This window comes from Shinella zoogloeoides (assembly GCF_003574625.1).
GTDB lineage: Bacteria > Pseudomonadota > Alphaproteobacteria > Rhizobiales > Rhizobiaceae > Shinella > Shinella zoogloeoides_A.
Map to the genome: position 1 here is coordinate 77,974 of NZ_QNUJ01000001.1, position 17,779 is coordinate 95,752.

General features: G+C 61.0%; 23 protein-coding genes and 1 tRNA gene. 20 read left to right on the plus strand and 4 right to left on the minus strand.

Translation table 11 applies throughout. The features are described from left to right. Positions 1–54 precede the first annotated feature (54 nt). The 12 genes from DSD28_RS00360 (at position 55) to DSD28_RS00415 (ending at position 10,141) form a co-directional block, all read left to right on the plus strand. The gene (locus DSD28_RS00360; RefSeq protein WP_119254372.1) at positions 55–516 is read left to right on the plus strand and encodes a gene transfer agent family protein; all 462 of its coding nucleotides are present in this window, start codon (positions 55–57) and stop codon (positions 514–516) included. Then, positions 513–2,063, plus strand: coding sequence for a phage major capsid protein (locus DSD28_RS00365; RefSeq protein WP_119254373.1), 1,551 nt, complete (start codon positions 513–515; stop codon positions 2,061–2,063). Before DSD28_RS00360 ends, DSD28_RS00365 begins: the two co-directional genes overlap by 4 nt. Before the next feature lie 61 nt (positions 2,064–2,124). Continuing rightward, positions 2,125–2,697: a hypothetical protein gene (locus DSD28_RS00370; protein ID WP_245424696.1), complete on the plus strand. Its 573-nt coding sequence runs from the start codon at positions 2,125–2,127 to the stop codon at positions 2,695–2,697. Beyond that, positions 2,694–3,047, plus strand: a complete 354-nt coding sequence (locus DSD28_RS00375) for an HNH endonuclease (RefSeq protein WP_119254375.1) — start codon at positions 2,694–2,696, stop codon at positions 3,045–3,047. Before DSD28_RS00370 ends, DSD28_RS00375 begins: the two co-directional genes overlap by 4 nt. Next, on the plus strand, positions 3,044–3,985 hold the full coding sequence (locus DSD28_RS00380; protein WP_119254376.1) for a hypothetical protein: 942 nt from the start codon (positions 3,044–3,046) through the stop codon (positions 3,983–3,985). Before DSD28_RS00375 ends, DSD28_RS00380 begins: the two co-directional genes overlap by 4 nt. Beyond that, positions 3,982–4,284, plus strand: coding sequence for a head-tail connector protein (locus tag DSD28_RS00385; RefSeq protein WP_119254377.1), 303 nt, complete (start codon positions 3,982–3,984; stop codon positions 4,282–4,284). The genes DSD28_RS00380 and DSD28_RS00385 overlap by 4 nt, the downstream gene beginning before the upstream one ends. Further along, positions 4,274–4,705 carry an HK97-gp10 family putative phage morphogenesis protein gene (locus DSD28_RS00390; protein ID WP_119254378.1) on the plus strand — a complete coding sequence of 144 codons (432 nt, stop codon included), beginning with the start codon at positions 4,274–4,276 and terminating at the stop codon, positions 4,703–4,705. Before DSD28_RS00385 ends, DSD28_RS00390 begins: the two co-directional genes overlap by 11 nt. Further along, positions 4,702–5,118 (plus strand): DUF3168 domain-containing protein, encoded by a 417-nt coding sequence (locus DSD28_RS00395; RefSeq protein ID WP_119254379.1) that lies wholly within the window; start codon positions 4,702–4,704, stop codon positions 5,116–5,118. Before DSD28_RS00390 ends, DSD28_RS00395 begins: the two co-directional genes overlap by 4 nt. Further along, positions 5,118–5,435: a phage head closure protein gene (locus tag DSD28_RS00400; RefSeq protein WP_119254380.1), complete on the plus strand. Its 318-nt coding sequence runs from the start codon at positions 5,118–5,120 to the stop codon at positions 5,433–5,435. The genes DSD28_RS00395 and DSD28_RS00400 overlap by 1 nt, the downstream gene beginning before the upstream one ends. Next, positions 5,432–5,839, plus strand: a complete 408-nt coding sequence (locus DSD28_RS00405; RefSeq protein WP_119254381.1) for a phage terminase small subunit P27 family — start codon at positions 5,432–5,434, stop codon at positions 5,837–5,839. Before DSD28_RS00400 ends, DSD28_RS00405 begins: the two co-directional genes overlap by 4 nt. Then, entirely contained in the window at positions 5,832–7,478 is a 1,647-nt protein-coding gene (locus tag DSD28_RS00410) for a terminase large subunit (RefSeq protein ID WP_119254382.1), read from the plus strand. The genes DSD28_RS00405 and DSD28_RS00410 overlap by 8 nt, the downstream gene beginning before the upstream one ends. Before the next feature lie 11 nt (positions 7,479–7,489). Beyond that, the gene (locus DSD28_RS00415) at positions 7,490–10,141 is read left to right on the plus strand and encodes a phage tail tape measure protein (protein ID WP_119254383.1); all 2,652 of its coding nucleotides are present in this window, start codon (positions 7,490–7,492) and stop codon (positions 10,139–10,141) included. Here DSD28_RS00415 and DSD28_RS00420 read toward each other — a convergent pair. Continuing rightward, a complete protein-coding gene (locus tag DSD28_RS00420) occupies positions 10,138–10,389 on the minus strand; it encodes a hypothetical protein (protein WP_119254384.1) in 252 nt (83 codons plus the stop codon). The genes DSD28_RS00415 and DSD28_RS00420 overlap by 4 nt on opposite strands. Positions 10,390–11,067: 678 nt before the next feature. Here DSD28_RS00420 and DSD28_RS00425 point away from each other — a divergent pair. The 5 genes from DSD28_RS00425 (at position 11,068) to DSD28_RS00445 (ending at position 13,392) form a co-directional block, all read left to right on the plus strand. Further along, entirely contained in the window at positions 11,068–11,610 is a 543-nt protein-coding gene (locus DSD28_RS00425; protein ID WP_162911159.1) for a hypothetical protein, read from the plus strand. A 310-nt stretch (positions 11,611–11,920) separates the two neighbouring features. Further along, entirely contained in the window at positions 11,921–12,118 is a 198-nt protein-coding gene (locus tag DSD28_RS00430; RefSeq protein WP_119254386.1) for a hypothetical protein, read from the plus strand. Positions 12,119–12,188: 70 nt separating this feature from the next. After that, positions 12,189–12,722: a hypothetical protein gene (locus DSD28_RS00435; RefSeq protein WP_119254387.1), complete on the plus strand. Its 534-nt coding sequence runs from the start codon at positions 12,189–12,191 to the stop codon at positions 12,720–12,722. Between the two features lie 93 nt (positions 12,723–12,815). Further along, complete coding sequence (locus DSD28_RS00440; RefSeq protein WP_119254388.1) at positions 12,816–13,196, plus strand: hypothetical protein; 381 nt, start codon at positions 12,816–12,818, stop codon at positions 13,194–13,196. Position 13,197: 1 nt separating this feature from the next. After that, entirely contained in the window at positions 13,198–13,392 is a 195-nt protein-coding gene (locus DSD28_RS00445) for a hypothetical protein (protein WP_119254389.1), read from the plus strand. 62 nt (positions 13,393–13,454) lie between these two features. Here DSD28_RS00445 and DSD28_RS00450 read toward each other — a convergent pair whose 3' ends face one another. The 3 genes from DSD28_RS00450 to DSD28_RS25705 all read right to left on the minus strand — a co-directional run bounded on the left by DSD28_RS00450 (position 13,455) and on the right by DSD28_RS25705 (position 15,218). Continuing rightward, a complete protein-coding gene (locus DSD28_RS00450; protein ID WP_119254390.1) occupies positions 13,455–14,657 on the minus strand; it encodes a hypothetical protein in 1,203 nt (400 codons plus the stop codon). Positions 14,658–14,794: 137 nt separating this feature from the next. Beyond that, positions 14,795–14,868 (minus strand) — tRNA-Gln (locus tag DSD28_RS00455). Positions 14,869–14,909: 41 nt separating this feature from the next. Beyond that, the gene (locus tag DSD28_RS25705) at positions 14,910–15,218 is read right to left on the minus strand and encodes a hypothetical protein (RefSeq protein ID WP_162911160.1); all 309 of its coding nucleotides are present in this window, start codon (positions 15,216–15,218) and stop codon (positions 14,910–14,912) included. Between DSD28_RS25705 and DSD28_RS00460 the strand changes: the two genes are divergently transcribed. The 3 genes from DSD28_RS00460 to DSD28_RS00470 are packed head-to-tail and all read left to right on the plus strand — an operon-like array spanning position 15,106 to position 17,743. Then, positions 15,106–16,647, plus strand: a complete 1,542-nt coding sequence (locus tag DSD28_RS00460; RefSeq protein WP_432430827.1) for a Ppx/GppA phosphatase family protein — start codon at positions 15,106–15,108, stop codon at positions 16,645–16,647. The two genes, DSD28_RS25705 and DSD28_RS00460, sit on opposite strands and share 113 nt — an antisense overlap. After that, complete coding sequence (locus DSD28_RS00465) at positions 16,644–17,360, plus strand: RlmE family RNA methyltransferase (RefSeq protein WP_119254392.1); 717 nt, start codon at positions 16,644–16,646, stop codon at positions 17,358–17,360. The genes DSD28_RS00460 and DSD28_RS00465 overlap by 4 nt, the downstream gene beginning before the upstream one ends. Next, positions 17,360–17,743 carry a VOC family protein gene (locus DSD28_RS00470; protein ID WP_119254393.1) on the plus strand — a complete coding sequence of 128 codons (384 nt, stop codon included), beginning with the start codon at positions 17,360–17,362 and terminating at the stop codon, positions 17,741–17,743. The genes DSD28_RS00465 and DSD28_RS00470 overlap by 1 nt, the downstream gene beginning before the upstream one ends. The last annotated feature ends 36 nt before the right edge of the window (positions 17,744–17,779 follow it).

The following is a 17,779-nucleotide window of genomic DNA, read 5'->3' on the forward strand; positions in this document are numbered from 1 at the left end:
TTTGGCTTCGCTCGAAGCCCGCCTTGCGACCTATGAGAAGGCAACCAAGTCCTAATGCAGCACACCGCCTTTTTCGGTGACGGCGAAAAGACCTTCGCCCTCACGACCGAGATGATTCTTGAGCTTGAACGCAAGACCGGCGTCGGTATCGCCGCGCTCTACGCCCGGTTCATGCGGCAGGAGTTCCATTTCGCCGACATGATCGAAATCGTCCGCACCGGCCTCATTGGTGGCGGGACTTCCCCGGCAGATGCGCAGGTGCTTGTCGATACCTACGCCAAGCCCCGCCCGGTCATGGAAGTGTTTCCGCTCGCCTTCGACATTCTGGACGCCCGTTGGAGCGGGACGCCGGAAGCACCTGCCAAGCCCGATCTCGGCGAGATGGACGAAACCGTCTTCTGGACGAACGACGAACTCGAAGACGACGCGCCGGCACCGGCAGGCACGAAGCAGGCCGCAGCGACCGGCGATCTCGCCGCAGCCTTGAACGACGCGCTTACGCAGGTAGCCGAATGACCGACGCGCAGAACATCGAAATCAAGGCCGACGTTTCCATCGACGACACCGGCACCGTGACCGGCATCGCATGGCCGTTCGGCTCGCCGGATAGCGTCGGCGACGTAATCGAAAAGGGCACCGTCGCCTTCGCGAACAGCGTCCCGATGGTCATGGAACATGACCAGCAAAAGGTTGTCGGCGTTTGGGAAACCTGCACCGAAACCGACAAGGGCCTTGAGGTAAAGGGCCGCTTGTTCGTGGAAGGTATCGGACCCGCCCGCGATGCACACCGGCAGTTAAAGGCCGGTAAGATCGTCGGTCTGTCCATCGGCTTCCGTCACACCGGCTTCGAGCCGCGCGCCGTAGGTGGCCGCGTCTTCAAGTCCATCACCGTCAACGAAATCAGCCTTTGCCGTCGCCCGGTTCATCCCGGCGCGCACGTCACCGTCGTTAAGTCCCAGATTGAGGAAAATATGGAAAACGAAATCGAGAATGCACCGGAGGCCAAGGCCGACCCGGTTGTTACCCCTGACGAAATGAAGGCCATCAAGGCCCGCATGGACAAGCTCGAAGCCAAGGCGAACCGCCCGCTCGCAGCGAACAACAACCATCCGGCGGGCGACAACGACAACACCGAGAAGAAGGCGTTCGTCTCCTATCTTCGCCGTGGCATCGAACGTATCAGCCCGGATGAGGTCAAGGCGCTCACCGTCTCGACCGACGCCAATGGCGGATACCTGGCACCGGAAGAATTCGGCAGCGAGCTTATCAAGCTGTTGAACGAATACTCGCCGATCCGGCAGTATGCCCGCGTCGTCAATATCTCCGCGCCGGAAATTAAGTATCCGCGCCGCGTGTCTGGCACCGCTGCAACGTGGGTGGCCGAAACCGAAGACCGCACGGAAAGCGGCATGACCTTCGAACAGATCACGCTGACCCCGTTCGAACTGGCGACCTTCACCGACGTTTCGAACCAGCTTCTCGAAGACAATGCCTATGGCCTTGAGGGCGAACTTCTCGCCGACTACGCCGAAAGCTTCGGCAAGACGGAGGGCGTTGCATTCGTCAAGGGAACCGGCACCGGCCAGCCGCGCGGCATCATGACCGCGACCGGCATCAAGGAAGTGAAGACCGGCGTTGCCGCTGCCTTCCCGTCCACGAACCCGGCAGACGTGATTATCGGCATGTATCACCAGATTGCCACGTCGCACGCCCAGAACGGCGCATGGCTCATGAACCGCAACACTTTGTCCGTTATCCGGCAGTGGAAGGATGGCACGGGCCGTTACCTCGTGCTCGACCCGATCACCGCAGGCGGCGTGATGACGCTGCTTGGCCGTCCGATTGTCGAAATGCCCGACATGGACGACATCGGCGCGGGCAAGTTCCCGATCCTGTTCGGCGACCTGTCCGGCTATCGCATCATCGACCGCGTGGGCCTTTCGACCCTCCGCGATCCTTATAGCCTTGCTGGCAAGGGACAGGTTCGTTTCCACGCCCGGAAGCGTGTCGGCGCTGACCTGACGCACCCTGACCGGTTCGTAAAGCTCAAGGTCGCGGCATAACCCTATGACCTACAAGCGGCCCGCCTACGAAGAAGTGAGGATTGCGCACGGTGACAGCACCGTGACGCTTCGCCCTACCTTGCGGGCCGCTGTTACCCTCGAAGCTCGCTATGGCTTCCCGACCATGTTCCGGGCGCTCGAAGAAGGCAGCTTCACCATCATTTCCGATATCGTCGCGACCGCAGCCAATGGCGATCACGATGCAGCGACCTTCCTTTCTCCAGAAGCGGCGGGAAGGTCGCTTTCCTCTTTCATCGGTCTCGCCCGCATCCCGCTTGCCGAACTCGTTTCCATGCTGATGCCCGCGCCCGATCCGCAGGCCGTCAACGTTCGCCCTTCCGGCAAGTCCATCGCATGGGGCGAATACTATGCCGACCTCTATGAGAAGGCGACCGGCTGGCTTGGCTGGACGCCCGAACAGGCATGGAACGCTACGCCTACCGAAATCGACCTTGCCTATACCGGCCATATCGCGAAGCTCAAGGCCATCCACGGCAGCGGCGAGGACGACAAGCCGACCGCAAAGGCACCCGATCCCGAACAGGCATCGCGCAATGTCGCCGATGGCCTCGACCCCGAATTTGACCGTGCTGGCCTTCGCGCCCTCAAGGCAAAGATTGCAGGTGGCGTATGAGTAAGCCCGCCCGCATTTGCTCTTGTGGCCGTGTCGTCGCGCATGGCGTTCTTTGTGAATGCCAGCGCACCCTCACCCGCGAACGCAATGCCCGTCATGATGCCCGTCGTCCTTCGGCCCGTGCCCGTGGCTATAACCACGAGTGGCGCAAGGCCCGCACCGAATACCTCGCATCACACCCGCACTGCCGGGAGTGCAGCACCCACGGCATCACCCGCCTTGCGACCGTCGTGGATCACATCGTTCCGCACCGTGGCGATAAGCGCCTCTTTTGGACGCGGGCTAACTGGCAGCCGTTGTGTGTGCCTTGTCATTCGTCTGCCAAGCAGCGGCAGGAGCGCGCGCTATGACGCCCGCAGAACGCGCCCGGCAGATCGACAAGGAAGAATTTGAGGCGGAATGCGCAGCTATCCGGCAGCGCGCGATAAGCTATGCAGCGCGTCGTCGGCTGGAAAGGCGCACCGAGTTTCTAGCTGCGATCAACCGCGAGCCGGTCAAGTTCATTCCGCGCCGCTGGAAGGCGAAGGCCGCGCCCGCAGCCACGCCGCAGGTTATCGATGTTGAGGCCGCACCCGCACCGGAACCCGTCACGGTAACGGTTTCCATGCCGATCAAGGCCAAGCCGGTTGTTGTAAAGCAGCCGAAGCCGGAGAAGGTCAAGCAGCCTAAGCCTATCAAGTTGAAGCAACCGAAGCCCGTTGTGATCAAGGCCAAGAAGCCGAAGGCACAGCCTAAGCGGTTCACCGTTGATGGCCTCACCTTGTCCAAGACCGAATGGGCCAAGCATCTCGGCATCACCTACGGCGCACTCATGGTTCGTATGTCGCGGCTCGGCTCGCTTGAGGCAGCGATAAAGCTCGACAAGAAGCGCGAGGCTTTCAACGTGAACGGCAAGACCGTCACCGAATGGGCCGAACACTTCGGTCTTGCCCGCTCCGTCCTGTATCGCCGTATCAAGATCGATGGCAGCGCCGAACGTGTCATCAACGAGTTGATCGATTGCCCGCCCGTTGTCTATCGCCACAGCGACGGCGAGCCAAGGGTTGCCCGCACTTACACCTTCGACGGCAAGACCCTGACCGCCCGCGAATGGTCCACCATCACCGGCTTGCATGTCCGCACCCTTCGGTCACGCATCTCGACCGGCTGGACCATTGAGCACGCTCTGACGACGCCCGCCAACATGAGGCCGGGGGTAGCTTCGAACTTTGCCCCTTCATCGGGGACCGGCGCGGGGAGCACCGCGCAAGAGACACCGAATATAACTTTTTCAGGGAATGACGCATGACCGTCGTATCGCTCGACCTCGCCAAGCAGCACATGAAGGTGGACGGAACCGCCGAAGATGAGCTTATCACGCTCTACATCGACGGCGCGGAAGCGTGGATTGCCAACTATATCGGGAAGCCGCTCGCCGACTTCGATCCTGTCCCGGCAGACGTGAAACTCGCCGTCTTGAAGCTCGTCGCCTTCTACTACGAGGTTCGCAGCCTCGCGACCTACGGCCTTTCCGTCGATATGGCACCGCAGGGCGTGACCGCGATCCTCGATAGCTACCGTGAAAGGTGGTTCGGCGATGGCGAATAAGACCGACAACGGCCTCGCCGAGACGATGGCAGCATTCGACCGCATCGCCCGCGCGCCGCGTGAGGCCGTGCTTCCTGCCCTTATGAAGTCCGGTAACGAACTCGCAGCGGCCCAGAAGGCACTTGCGGAAACGTCCCGCGATACCGGCGCGCTCATCGACAGCATCGCCGTCACCATGCCCGGCCATTCGACGCCCGCGTATAGCCAGCCGGGCGGCAGTCGCGTTGCCGGTGAAACGGAAGTCATCGTGACGGCTGGAAACAGTGACGTGCGTTACGCGCACCTTGTCGAATACGGCACGTCCGACGCGGAAGCGCAGCCCTTCTTTTGGCCTGCCCTCCGTCTTCTCCGCAAGCGCCTGCAAAACCGCATCAATCGCGCCGCGAAGAAGGCCGTCAAAGACGCATGGAATGAGCAATGATTGAACCGACCCTCGCCTTACAGACCGCTATCCGCGCCCGCCTCATCGGCAAGCAGGACGTGACCGACCTTGTTCCGGCAGACCATATCCGGGCAGGCAGCACGCGGCCCGACAAGACGCCGTGCATCATCATGTCGGACGGCAACACCGCCCTGCACGGCCACGACTACAGCAGCCAGCGCACGGCATGGGTCTACCTCGACCTTCATATCTGGACGCTCGACGCCGGTCAGGACGCGGCGAAGGAGATTGCAGGCGTCGTAACCGCGGCCCTCGAAAAGCGGAACCTCGCTATCGAAGGCGGCTATTGCGATCACTTCAAGGTCACGGCGTCCCGGTTCCCGCGCGACCCCGACCCCGCCTACGGTCATGGCGTCCTGTCCGTCGAAGCCCTCATTCGGTGGATTGTCTGATGCTCAATATCGGGAACCTTGATCGCCGCATCACCATCGAGCGCGAGACGGAAACCGTCATGCCGTCCGGCAGCGTCGTGAAAGCGTGGACGCCGGTTGCGACGGTATGGGCCGAACTCATCCAGCAGACGGCGAGCGAGTTTTTCACCGGCTACGGCGAGGCAGAAACCGGCACCGTGATTTTTCGTGTCCGTTATCGCCCTGGCATCACGACTGCCGACCGCGTGACCTATGACGGCACTGCCTACGGCATCAAGGAAATCAAGGAACTCGGCAGGCGTGACGCGCTCGAACTTCGCGGCGAGGCCCTGACGTGACCCATCTTCGCGGCGTCAAGCCCGCCCTTGCACCCGACCGCGCACCGCTCACGAAGGCACCGACCGCGCCTAAGTGGATGACGGATGACGCGCGTGCGGAGTGGAAGCGGATCATGCCGCGCTTGATCGAAGATCGGATCATCACCCGCGCCGACCTGACCGGCATCGAGAACTATTGTGTCGCCGTGGGCCGCGTGCGCGAGATTGAGGCCATGTTCCGCAGTTACGGCACCTTGGACAAGACCCTGTTCGGGATGCAGAACCGCGCAATGCAGACGGCCCGGCAGCTTGCGGCGGAATACGGCTTGTCGCCGACCTCGCGCGCCCGTGTCGGCAGTGCAGCCGACAGCGACGATGACGGCGACAACCCCATGAGCGTCGGCAGGAACCGCGCCCATGCCTAAGAGCGCGTTCCCGCATTGGATTTGTGACGGCAGTGCCATTCCCGACCCGTTCGGCTATGGACAGGATGCCGTCGATTTCATCACGGCCTTGAAGCACCCGGCTAGCGCCGCGCCGAAGGGCAGTTTCCAGCTTTACGATTTTCAGGAGCGCATGACGCGGCGCATCTACGGCCCGCGCAATGCCGATGGAAGCCGGATCGTTCGCACGGTCTTCCTCATGCTGCCCCGTGGCAATCGCAAGACCAGCATCGCCGCAGCGTGGGCGCTTCTCCATACTATCGGCCCGGAAGCTCGCCCGGCTGGACAGGCCATCTTTGCCGCATCCGACCGCGAACAGGCAGGCATCGGCTTCAAGGAAGCGGCGAACATCGTGCGCGAGGATCGCCGCATCGTCGCCGCAACGCGCATCTACGATGCCCATAACTCGGCAAAGAAGATCATGTGCCGCCCGAACAAGGCGGAATTGCTTGCGGTTTCCAGCGACGGCGCGGCCCAGCACGGCAAGACGCCCAGCTTTGTGCTTGTTGATGAAATCCACGCTTGGAAGGGGCGCGACCTCTGGGAAGCGCTCAAGTCCGGCATGGCGAAGGTTCCCGACACGCTCATGATCATCGCCACGACCGCAGGCCGTGGACAGGAGAACATCGGTTTCGAGCTTTACGACTACGCCCGTAAGGTCGCGACCGGCGAGATCGACGACCCGTCGTTTCTGCCGATCATCTTTGAAGCAGAACCCGGCGATGACTGGCGTGACGAAGCCGTTTGGCACAAGGTCAATCCCGGCCTTGCCCACGGCTTCCCCGATCTCGGCGGATTGCGCACGATGGCACGCGAGGCCGAACACCGGCCCGCCGAACGGTTCGCCTTCCAGCAGTTCCACCTTAATATGTGGCAGGCCGCTTCCCGCGATCCGCTTTTTGATATGGCCGTTTATGATGCCGGGCGTGATCCGAACTTCGACCTCTCCGAACTTGAGGGCTTACCGTGCTGGCTCGGCGTGGACCTTTCCCGTTCCGGCGACCTCACGGCCATTGTCGGCGCATGGCGTCACGAGGATGGCCGCATTTCTGTCCACCCGTGGTTCTTCCTGCCGTCCGAAGGCTTGGAAGACAAGGCTAAGGTCGAACAGGTTCCTTATCTTCGCTGGCGTGACGACGGCCTTTTGACCGTGATCGACGGCCCGGTCATCGAACCCAACGTGATCGCCGACAAGATTATTGACCTTTGCGGCACCTTCGACGTGAAGGAAGTCGTCTTTGACCCGTCGCTTGCCGGGCCGATCATGAGCAAGCTCATGGATCACGGCATCAACGTGCTTCAGCTTCCCCAGACGAAGAAGGGCATGAATGGCCCGATCTGCGACCTTGAGCGTGTCGTGAATGGTCGCCGCATCCGGCACAGCGCGCACCCGATCCTTCGCAACCACTTCGAAAGCGTCGTCGTCAAGCGTTCAACCAGCGCCGACGAACTGACGACCATGCACAAGGGAACTCGCCACTCCAATCATATCGACGGCGCGATTGCGTCCGCACTGTCCGTCTTCCGGGCAGCGGCGAACGACAACGCCCCGACCCTTCACGAACTTGACCCTGACGAATACGCCGCCCGCATGGATCACATGTGGGAAGAAGCAGCATAGGAACAGCCGAAATGGATGATACGCAGCGCCTTGTCGTCAGCCTCGAAGCCCGCATGACGAAGTATGAGCGGGATATGGCCCGCGCCCGCAACGCGACGAACGACAACTTCAAGAAGATGGAAGGTCGCGCCCAGCAGTCGGCGCGCAACATGGAACGGACGATGGGCCGGGCGTCCGCGTCCATCGGCGAAAAGCTCCAGGGCATGTTCGCCCCGCTCATGAGGGGCGGCGCGGTTGTCGCTGGCGTCGGTGGCGCTGCTATCGCCCTCAAGGAAATCGCCAACAGCATCGCCGAAGTAGACCGCGAGGCCCGCAAGGCTGGCGTCACGTCGAAGGCTTGGCAGCAGTGGACCTATGTTGCGACCGCAACCGGCATGAGCATCGACGGCGTGACCGACGCCCTCAAGGAATTGAATATTCGCGGCAAGGAATTCGCATTGACCGGGAAGGGGAGCGCCGAAGCCGCGTTTCAGCGCCTCGGCTATTCCGCAACCGACGTTGCGCAGAAGTTGCAGGACCCTAGCCGTTTCATGGATGAAATCATCGGCAAGCTTAAGAAGCTGGATATGGCACAGCAGACCTTGGAGCTTGACGAAATCTTCGGCGGAACCGGTGCGGAACAGATGGCGAAGGTTCTCGGCCTGTCCGTCGCGGAAATCCAGAAGATGCGCAGCGAGGCCGCGACGTTTTCCGACGAGCAGGTTGAAGCCGCGAAGCGGATCGATCGCGAGTTCTCGACCATGTGGCGCAACTTCACGGTCTACGCCAAGCAGGCCGCGATTGAAGGCGTCAACGTCGCTTCGAAGGTGATCGACTTCATAAACAACCCGGGCGATCCGGGCGGGAGGAAGTATAAGGCTCTCATCGACCGCTACAACTCGCCGGAAGAGCAGTTGAAGCGGTTGCAGAAGCAGCGCGCCGGTATTGTCGCAGCCATTGAGCGCGAGAAGGCGAACACCGGCAACTTCTTGCAGCAGCAGGAGCTTCGCCAGCTTAATGCCGCCCTGTCTGCCGTGGACGACCAGATTCATGAGGTCACGGGCGGCAGCGACGAGTTTAAGCAGGCGCTCAAGGAACTGTCCGCAGCGAGCAACAGCTTGTCCGGCGCGTTCGGTGGCAACGTCACGGCGGCGGCCAACTTCAAGACGGCCCTTGTCGAACTCAAGAACCTCGTGCCGGAGTTGAAGGCCGAACTTGACACCCTCGCCACGACGGACGGCATCGACGCGGCCTACAATAAGGCCGTGCAGAACGCCCGCACCATGGGCGAGGTTATGAACGCCACGGACCTTGCGAACCGCGCCAAGAGCATCGCCCGTTTCGGCAAGCACGACAACATTCTCGACCTCATCGCCAGCGTCGAAAGCGGCGGGGACTACAATGCGACCCTCGACAATGGCCGGTGGACGGGCGGCGCGCAGAACCTCACCGGCATGACCTTGAATCAGGTCCGCGACTTACAGCGCCGTATGCTCGCCGATCCGGCGAACCGCGCCCTCTACGGCGACGGAAAGGGTTCGTCCGCGCTTGGCCGCTACCAGATCACCGGCCGGACGCTTGAAGGCTTGATGAAGGAGCTTGGCCTTTCCGGTGATCGTCTGTTCGATCAGGACACCCAGGACGAACTTGCCCGCGCCCTTCTTCGCCGTCGCGGCAATGATCCGGCAGAGCTTCGCAACGAGTGGGAAGGTTTGCGTCGTGTAGACGACGGCACCATTCGCAACGCTTACAACGGCACGCCCACCGCAGCCCAGCCGCTTGCGCCGACCGATAGCGAACGCGAGCGCACCGAACTCATCCGGCAGCAGGACGCGGCCCGTAAGAGCTTGAACCAGAGTGTCGAGGAAGGTCTTGCGCTCGCCCGTTTCGAACAGTCGATTTCCGGCATGTCTGCACAGCAGCAGCGTGTCGAGCTTGCCGTCTATCAGGCGCAGCAGGAGGCCAAGCGCGCGGGCATCACCTTGTCCGATCAGGAGCTTGCCAAGATCCGCGAGAAGATCACCCTCACCCAGCAGCTTGACGCGACGAACCAGCAGGTCGCCACGTCGTCGGACGGACTGCGCAACGCCCAGCAGTATTTTGCGGAAAGCTTCACGTCGTCCCTGTCGGGTCTTCTCACCGGGACGCAGGACTTGAACGGCGCGGTGCGCAACCTCATCAACAGCTTGATCGATGCCGCGTTGCAGGCCGCGCTTCTCGGCAAGGGTCCGCTCGGGGGGCTGGGTGGCGTCGGCGGTGGCCTCTTCGGTTTGCTCTTCGGCTTTAGCGAGGGCGGTTATACCGGCGACGGCGGGAAGTATCAGGCCGCAGGCGTCGTGCATCGTGGCGAATACGTGCTTTCGAAGGAGGCGACCCGGCGCGCGGGCGTGGCAAACCTCGACGCGCTGCATTCGTCGCTCAAGGGATACGCGGCAGGCGGTTACGTCGGCGGCGCGCCCGCGATCCGCAAGCCCGACCTCAAGGCCGCAAACAGCAACGCGACGAACGTCGTCACCATCTCGCCCGCGATCACCATCAACGCCAACGGTGGCGAGCCGGCACAGAACGCAGACCTCGCCGCGAAGGTAGGGAAGCAGGTCGAACAGCAGATGCGTGGCCTTGTGGCTGACGAGCTTCGCCGTCAGACGAAGGTAGGCAACTACATGAACCAGAGGGGCCGTTAGTCATGGACTTCAAGCAGCCCCTCGCGTTCTTCGTGCCAGTCCCTCACCTTCTCGCATAGCAAGCCTAAGAACGCCTCGAAAAACAGGTGCTCGGTCTCACCGTTCGGAGTGAAGGCGTAGAACACGTCATCAATGACATGCCATGTGCCGATGATCTCGCCATCGGCAATGTAGATTACGTCACCGCTTTCGCATTCGCGCTCTGTCATGCCGTCCAGATACAGCTTCCAATGCTTGGGAATTTCCATGTCGTCTCCGCGTCTTCGATTGCTAATGGACGGAGGGTGCGACGCAGGCGGTTAGCCGTAAAGACCCCGGCAGGGCAAAATTCGAGCCGCTGTCACTAAATGCATATATGCAAGGCGCTCACTATCCGCGTGACATGTTGCGCCGATGCAACGGTTTCGACCGGCGCTGTTTGACTCATAGCGAGTCACTGGCGCGTTTCGTGGCCTTGGACGCCTCATCACCCGTCCGGCACCCTGAAAGCCTCTCAGTGATTCGCTACGGCGGAAACGCGGAACGTCCCGTGTCCGATCCGAGACTTGTTCCGCGCCGGGGAGCGAAGCGACCGGCCGGGGCCATCTCATTTCGGTATGGGTATCTTCTTGACCAGACGCGGTAACGACTAGCCGGAACCTTGTTTCTCCAAGCGTGACAGGTTTCCGCGTTCCACTAATTCTATAATTACTAATAGATTATATAACTATTATATATTTACGAACGGAGGATTTTGTCACGCTTAGGAAAGGCACCCGGAACGCCTCTCTTTGTCACGCTTCCGGGAGTTAGAACGCTGCACCCCGTCACGCTAAGCTAGAACGGTGCATTTCGTCACGCTTCAAGATTTTTTGGACTTTCGACGCGGTTGCTCCAGCATACCGCTATAAGTTCCCATGCGCCGCACGTAACGGAGACACCACGGCATGGGACGGATGAATTTAAGCGGCTGGACGCCGGAGGCGATTGCGGCTCGCAAGCAGCAACAGGCCAATGACAGGCAGAAGCGAAAACGCGCCAAGGAAAAGGAAGAACGCGACATGGCGAAGAAGAAGGAAGTGCTCACCGAAAGCTCGCCGGAGGTTGTGGAATTCGTTGATGACCTTCGCGGGTTGAAATTCGTTGGCATGATTGAACTGATCGCGGCATGGGAACGCCGCTACAAGCAGCCCTTTCCAATCGGCAGTTCTGTTGTCGCCATCCCCGGCGAAACTCATGCCGAATATCATGAGCGTTTCGAGCACCATCGGCAGATGGCCTTAGCGAAGTTCTATTCGCAGGACTTCTATGCCCGGCAGAAGGCCAAGGAGCGGAAGAAGGCCTTCGACACCAAGGAAGCGATGGAAGCCAAGCGGGCGGGTATCTCTGTCTTCGAACTTCAAAAGCGCCGCAAGATCGCCGCAGCCGCAGCGGCAGAGGCGAAGAAGGCCCGGCAGGTCCAGCGGCTCGCCGACAAGATCGCGGCCTAACTTTTTTAGACTTTCTGACGCGCTCGCTCGGCCATCTCGCTATAACTCGATTATCACCGGGCGGACTCACCAGTTGGTTGGAGATAAATGAGAACGCCGGTCGCAGCGGCTTCCAGTCTTTTGCGGCTGGCAAGAATAGCCCCTCACGGTTTGCGCAAACCGTGAGGGGCTTTTTCGAGCCTGCGAAGACGAGCTAAGTAAGCGCTTACTTATTGTTTTTATTGATAAAACTTCAATACACCCTCTTGCCAAATCACGCCGCATGAATCACATGTGCCTCGCCTAATCACGGGCCGGGGACATAATCGAAATGCAGCCTGCCGTTTACTTCCATACCGACGCCTACCTTCACGCCATCGATACCGTCGAGAACGTCGCCCGGTCCTTCGACCCGGCCGAACCCGCCGACCTTCGCACGCGCATTATGGAAGCCCTCGGCGATCTCGGCATTTGGCCAATGGAGATTTTCAACGGGCAGGATGAGGGCGAGGTAATCGTGGCCGTGTAAAAAAATGAAACACCCTGTTGACAATTGTGAATGTGAATTCTATTTTCACATTCACAACAGGAGTTCACTGATGGCAAAGACGGCACTAGAGCGCAAACGCGAACAGCTTAACCGTGAGGCGTCACGTCTCCGATTATTGACGGAAAGCACTTATCCCTTCCTCAAGCTGCCATTCTTTCAGTGGTTGGACGAAAACAGCGGGCAAGAATGGGATAATGGCGACCTTCACAAAGACGCCTCGCGGATCATCTTCCCGGCCTTTGAAGACGATAGCGGTCCACGCTCCGTGGACGGGGAAGTCGAACGGATCGGTAAGGATGACCCGGAAGCGGACCCCTACGCCGGTTATGCTGGCTCTATCGGGCGGGCGGAACGTCTTGTTGACGATCTACTTGCCCTCGCCAGCATCTACGCCAACACGATCAACACCTACAAGAAGGAGGAACTGACCGCCCGCATCAAGGAAATCGAAGACGCTGACTTGTCCGACCCGGACACGAAGAAGAAGGCGCTCGCCGACATTGTGCGGTTGCGCAAGATGCTGGAACGGCTCGACAAGGCAAGTCGCATTAGCATTCCAGAATACAAGATCAAGGGCATCTAACGCCCGGAAGAAGGGGAACGGCAAAGCGAAGTTTGGTCGCCGAGCTTTGCCGCCCCGCAATCTCACACAGCAATAACAGCTAAGGAAATCACCATGTCTCTCGAAGATACCACGACCCAGGCACCCGCCGCAACGATCACGGAACGGGAGCTTTGGGCGATTTTCGTCGCTAATGCTTGGCAGACCACGTTTAGCATGGGTCCGACTGTCGAGCGGTGCAAGCCCGAAGACCTTCTTCGCGATCCGGGCATCCACGGTCTTACGTCAGAACTCTCGTCCAGCCTTGCGGATGCGGTCGAAGAAGTTGATGATCCGACTAGCGAACTCGACTGCTTCATTGACGATATCGAATCATATCTCGCTAACTTGAAGCGGGTTCGCGACCATTTCGATCGCATCAAGGATGCGTTCGTGGTTGACGATGATGGCGACGAAGTTCGCTATCGGATGCCCGTGGTTTCGGAGGCCGCGTAACATGACGATCATCGTCCATGATAAGCCGAAGCTCACCCGTCGTCACGAACTAGAATTTGAGATTGCCGGGCTGATCGAGGAAGCGGCTACGTCCGACGAGAAGGTCAGCCCGGATGGACTCGCAAGCTCCATCCTTGACCTTATCGAAATTGAGACGGGCGTCACGTTTGACGGCCCGCCCATGAGCGCCACGTAGCACACTAGGCACGTCAACCAGTAGAAGCCCGCCGCGAACATCGGCGGGCTTCTGTATGATTACTACCTGCCGAAAGTCATCTTCGGTTTCCGCTTGCCAGTCCGTTCCTCGAAGTATTCCACCGGCCACTCTGTTAGCGGGAAAATCTCGTGGAAATCGTCGTGGAGATTTTGAGCGAGGATTGGCAGGGTGTTCAAAAGCTTGTGCGCGTTAACCTCCGTTTCACGAATGAGGTCGCCGGCTCGCCATGCGTCATCGCCGCTTCTCTCGACGTAACGTTCATCAGCCACTCCACCATTGTGCTCGTAGACGTGACGCCGTTCCAACATCATCTTGAGGAAGTCCGTCGTCGGGCCGTCGATGCCTCTCAGCAGATCGACCTCGAACGCTGATTTTACCTCGTTAAAGGTGGCGCTCTCGATGTCATGAAAAATGAGACGATCTAGTCGCTTCATCCTAGAGGGCTTCATAGGGATGCGCTTTTTAAGTTGGTTGATCACGTCCCTACACGATGCATCGAACGCGGACACTGCCCTGCTGACAACAGCGTCGGGCGAGATCGATTTGTCTTTGAGTCCGCTTCGAAGCTTTTGAAAGCTATCGTTCAAGCTTGCCATGTTGTTGCGGTAGCCGCACGACGCGCAATAGCCGAATAGTCCGCGAATATCGTTAAACTCGCCGCACTTCACACACTCGAAGCGTGTTTGCTGCGTTTCCGACACATAGTAGAAGTCCGGGCGATTGCCGGTGTCTTCAGACCTAGCAATCGCGTCCATGTCGATCACGAACTCGGTCTCTGTTCCGGGTTCTAGGTCCGCCTCGATAGCTTCGTAGTAGGTCGCGATGTAGTGTTTGATGTATCTAACATGCGCCTCCGTGAGGAAATGAAAGGCTTGTGTCCTCAGTCCGCAATAGGGGCATGTGAGTGGGTATATCGCAGGATGTGTTCCGTTGCGGTAGTAGCCGCTGCATCGTGGGCACTGGTGGCCCCATTTACCGTGAGAGTCGGACCCTAGGAACACTGCCATGCAGCCAGCCGGACAAGCTGGCTCGAAGGCTTGACCTATGCCGCCCATCCTAACGTCTGAAACGGGAAACCCTTGAGGCACCGCAGCATAGATAGCGATCATGACCATTGGGCCGGGACTTGAGCCGCGAAACCCCGCTGCGATGCTTAGGGCGCCATTCTCATCGCATCGGACGGCAAAAGTCGCCTGTCCGCCGCAATGAGCGATCTCGGTAAAGTCTTCGCTGTATGCTTTCATTGCGATCCCCTGTTCGCAGCAACTATCTTCGATAGCTAGGCGAGTCGCAATGTCACGTCTGTATCAACTACTAAGCTGTAACACTTAGCTTTCGCTAATGTTATTTAAGTGTTTGATTTTACTGAGAAAGATGGAGATGGCTGGGGAACCTGGATTCGAACCAAGATTAACGGAGTCAGAGTCCGTCGTTCTACCGTTGAACTATTCCCCAGCATGGCTGGTTCCGGCGGGGCCGGTGCCTGTGAGGCGGGCTTATAAACAAAAGGCGGCGTGTTGCAAATGTTTTTTTTTGGAAAAAATTGCGGCCTGCTGTTCGGCATGCACTGTTACCGCCGCGTCATAAAAAGAATTTGGCGAACCGGCCTGGCGCTGGTAATGTCGCGCCAACGAAGATCGAGAGAGCGCCTGCTTGCAGCTTAAGGCTTTGCGCGGCGCCATAGGCAGTACAGTGAACGACCCCGACAGCGGCGAAAAGCCGTCCGTTTCCGGGGCGCGAGATGCGGACAATGCGGGGCGGCCGAAGCGGTCGCGCCGTCGCAAGGGAAAGCAGAAGGGCGCCATGAGTCCCTCTGCCGTTTCCCCGTCCGCAGGCCAGGCGGCCGGTTTGTCCGCGCCCGCCGAGCGCCCCCAGGCCGCGACGAGCGGCAACAATGCGCGCCGGAACAAGCGTCGCAGGCACGGCAGGAATCCGGGCGGCGAGAATGTGCGCCCGCTCGCGCCCGTCGGCCAGCGCGAAGACCCCCAGCAGGATCAGGCGGATAGCCGCAAGCCGCGCCGCAAGCATCGTGGGCGGAAATCCGCGGCGCGTCCGGCCCCGGCGACCGCCGAAGCCGGCGGGCTCCTGCCGCCGATCGAGGCCGGCGCCGTGCCACGCCCGCCGCAGCACGTTGCCGAACCCCGGCGCGAGGCCGCGCCGCCGCACCGTTCGGCCGAGCGCGAGCATCACGACGCGCCGCTCTACGCCGCGCTCGACCTGGGCACCAACAATTGCCGCCTTCTCGTGGCCCAGCCGACACGACCCGGCCAGTTCCGGGTGGTGGATGCCTTTTCGCGGATCGTGCGCCTCGGCGAGGGGCTTGCGGCGAGCGGCCGGCTTTCCGACGAGGCGATGGACCGCTCCGTCGAGGCGCTGAAGATCTGCGCGGCCAAGCTGAAGAACCGCAATATCCGCCGCAGCCGCCTCATCGCCACCGAGGCCTGCCGCGCGGCCGATAATGGCGAGATGTTTCTGGAGCGCGTGCGCCAGGAGACGGGGCTCGAGCTCGAGATCATCAACCGCGAGACGGAAGCGCGGCTTGCGGTCTCCGGCTGCTCCTCGCTCGTCGGGCGCGAGGCGAAGTCCGTCGTGCTCTTCGACATCGGCGGCGGCTCCTCGGAAATCGCGGTCATCCGCATCGGCGACAACCGCTCCAGCCGGCTTGCCAACCACATCACCCACTGGACCTCGCTGCCGGTGGGCGTCGTCACGCTCTCCGAGCGCCATGGCGGACGGGACGTGACGCCGGAGAGCTTCGCGGGCATGGTCTCGGAAGTCGAGGGCATGCTGGCGAATTTCGATTGCCCGGGCGAGAGCGTCCATGCACCGGAGGATTTCCACCTCATCGGCACCTCCGGCACGGTGACGACGCTGGCGGGCGTTCATCTCGACCTGCCGCGCTACGACCGCCGCCGCGTCGACGGCGTGTGGCTCTCGGACGACGAGGTCACGGCCATGCAGGCGCGGCTGCTCTCCTGGGACTTTTCCGCCCGCGCGGCCAATCCCTGCATCGGGCCGGACCGGGCGGACCTCGTGCTCGCCGGCTGCGCCATCCTGGAGGCGATCCGTAAGCGCTGGCCGTCGCGCCGCATGCGCGTTGCCGACCGCGGCTTGCGCGAGGGCCTGCTCACCGACATGATGGCCGATGACGGCGTCTGGCGCCGCGGCCGCCACCGCCGCAACCAGCGCGGTGGCCATCGCAATCCGGCAAAGCCCGAAGGACAGGCGTCATGACCAAGACCCCCATCGGCCGCAAGCTCGGCCAGAAGGTCAAGAAGGGCAAGCTCAAGGCCTCTTCCCGCCGCTGGCTGGAGCGTCATATCAACGATCCCTATGTGCAGCGCGCCAAGCTGGAGGGTTATCGCGCCCGCGCGGCCTTCAAGCTGCTGGAGATCGACGAGAAGCACAACATCCTCGGCGGCGCCCGGCGCATCATCGACCTTGGCGCGGCGCCCGGAAGCTGGTCGCAGATCGCCGCCAAGGTGACGGGCTCGACGGATACGGACCCGCGCGTCGCGGCCATCGACTTCCTGGAGATGGACCCGCTGCCGGGCGTGCACATCCTGCAGATGGACTTCCTTGATCCCGATGCACCGCAAAAGCTCATCGAGGCCGTCGGCGGCACGCCGAATCTCGTCATTTCCGACATGGCGGCGCCGACCACCGGCCACCGCCAGACGGACCATCTGCGCACCATGCATCTGTGCGAGGTCGCCGCGCATTTCGCCGTCGAGGTGCTGGCCGAGGGCGGGCATTTCCTCGCCAAAACCTTCCAGGGCGGCACGGAGCGCGAGCTTCTCAACATGCTCAAGCAGAATTTCAGGCAGGTCATCCATGTGAAGCCGGGCGCTTCGCGCGCCGAGTCGGTGGAAATGTTCCTGCTCGCCAAGGGCTTCAAGGGCCGCAAGGCGAAGGATGAGGCGGCGGAAGAAAACGAGGAAGCCTGATGCTTCTCTACACCACGGTCGGCACCAATGATCTTGTCCGCGCCGGTCGCTTCTACGATACGGTCCTGCTGCCGCTCGGTTATGCAAGGCAGAAGGAAGCGACGGGCGAGATCGGCTATGCGGCGGATGGCGACGTGCGCTGCCGCTTCTGGGTCGTGGAGCCCTTCAACCGCGAGCCGGCCACCTTCGGCAACGGCGTCACCATCGCCCTTGTCGCCCCGAACCGTGCGGCTGTCGACGCATTCCACGCTGCAGCGCTCGCTGCCGGTGGTACGGACGAGGGCGCGCCGGGCCTGCGGCCCTTTCATGCCAGCTTCTATGCGGCCTTCGTGCGCGACCATGACGGCAACAAGCTGGCGGCTGTCTGCGAAAAGCCGGAATGATTTGATTTCTTGAGGCGGGGGCGTTCCTCATTCCGC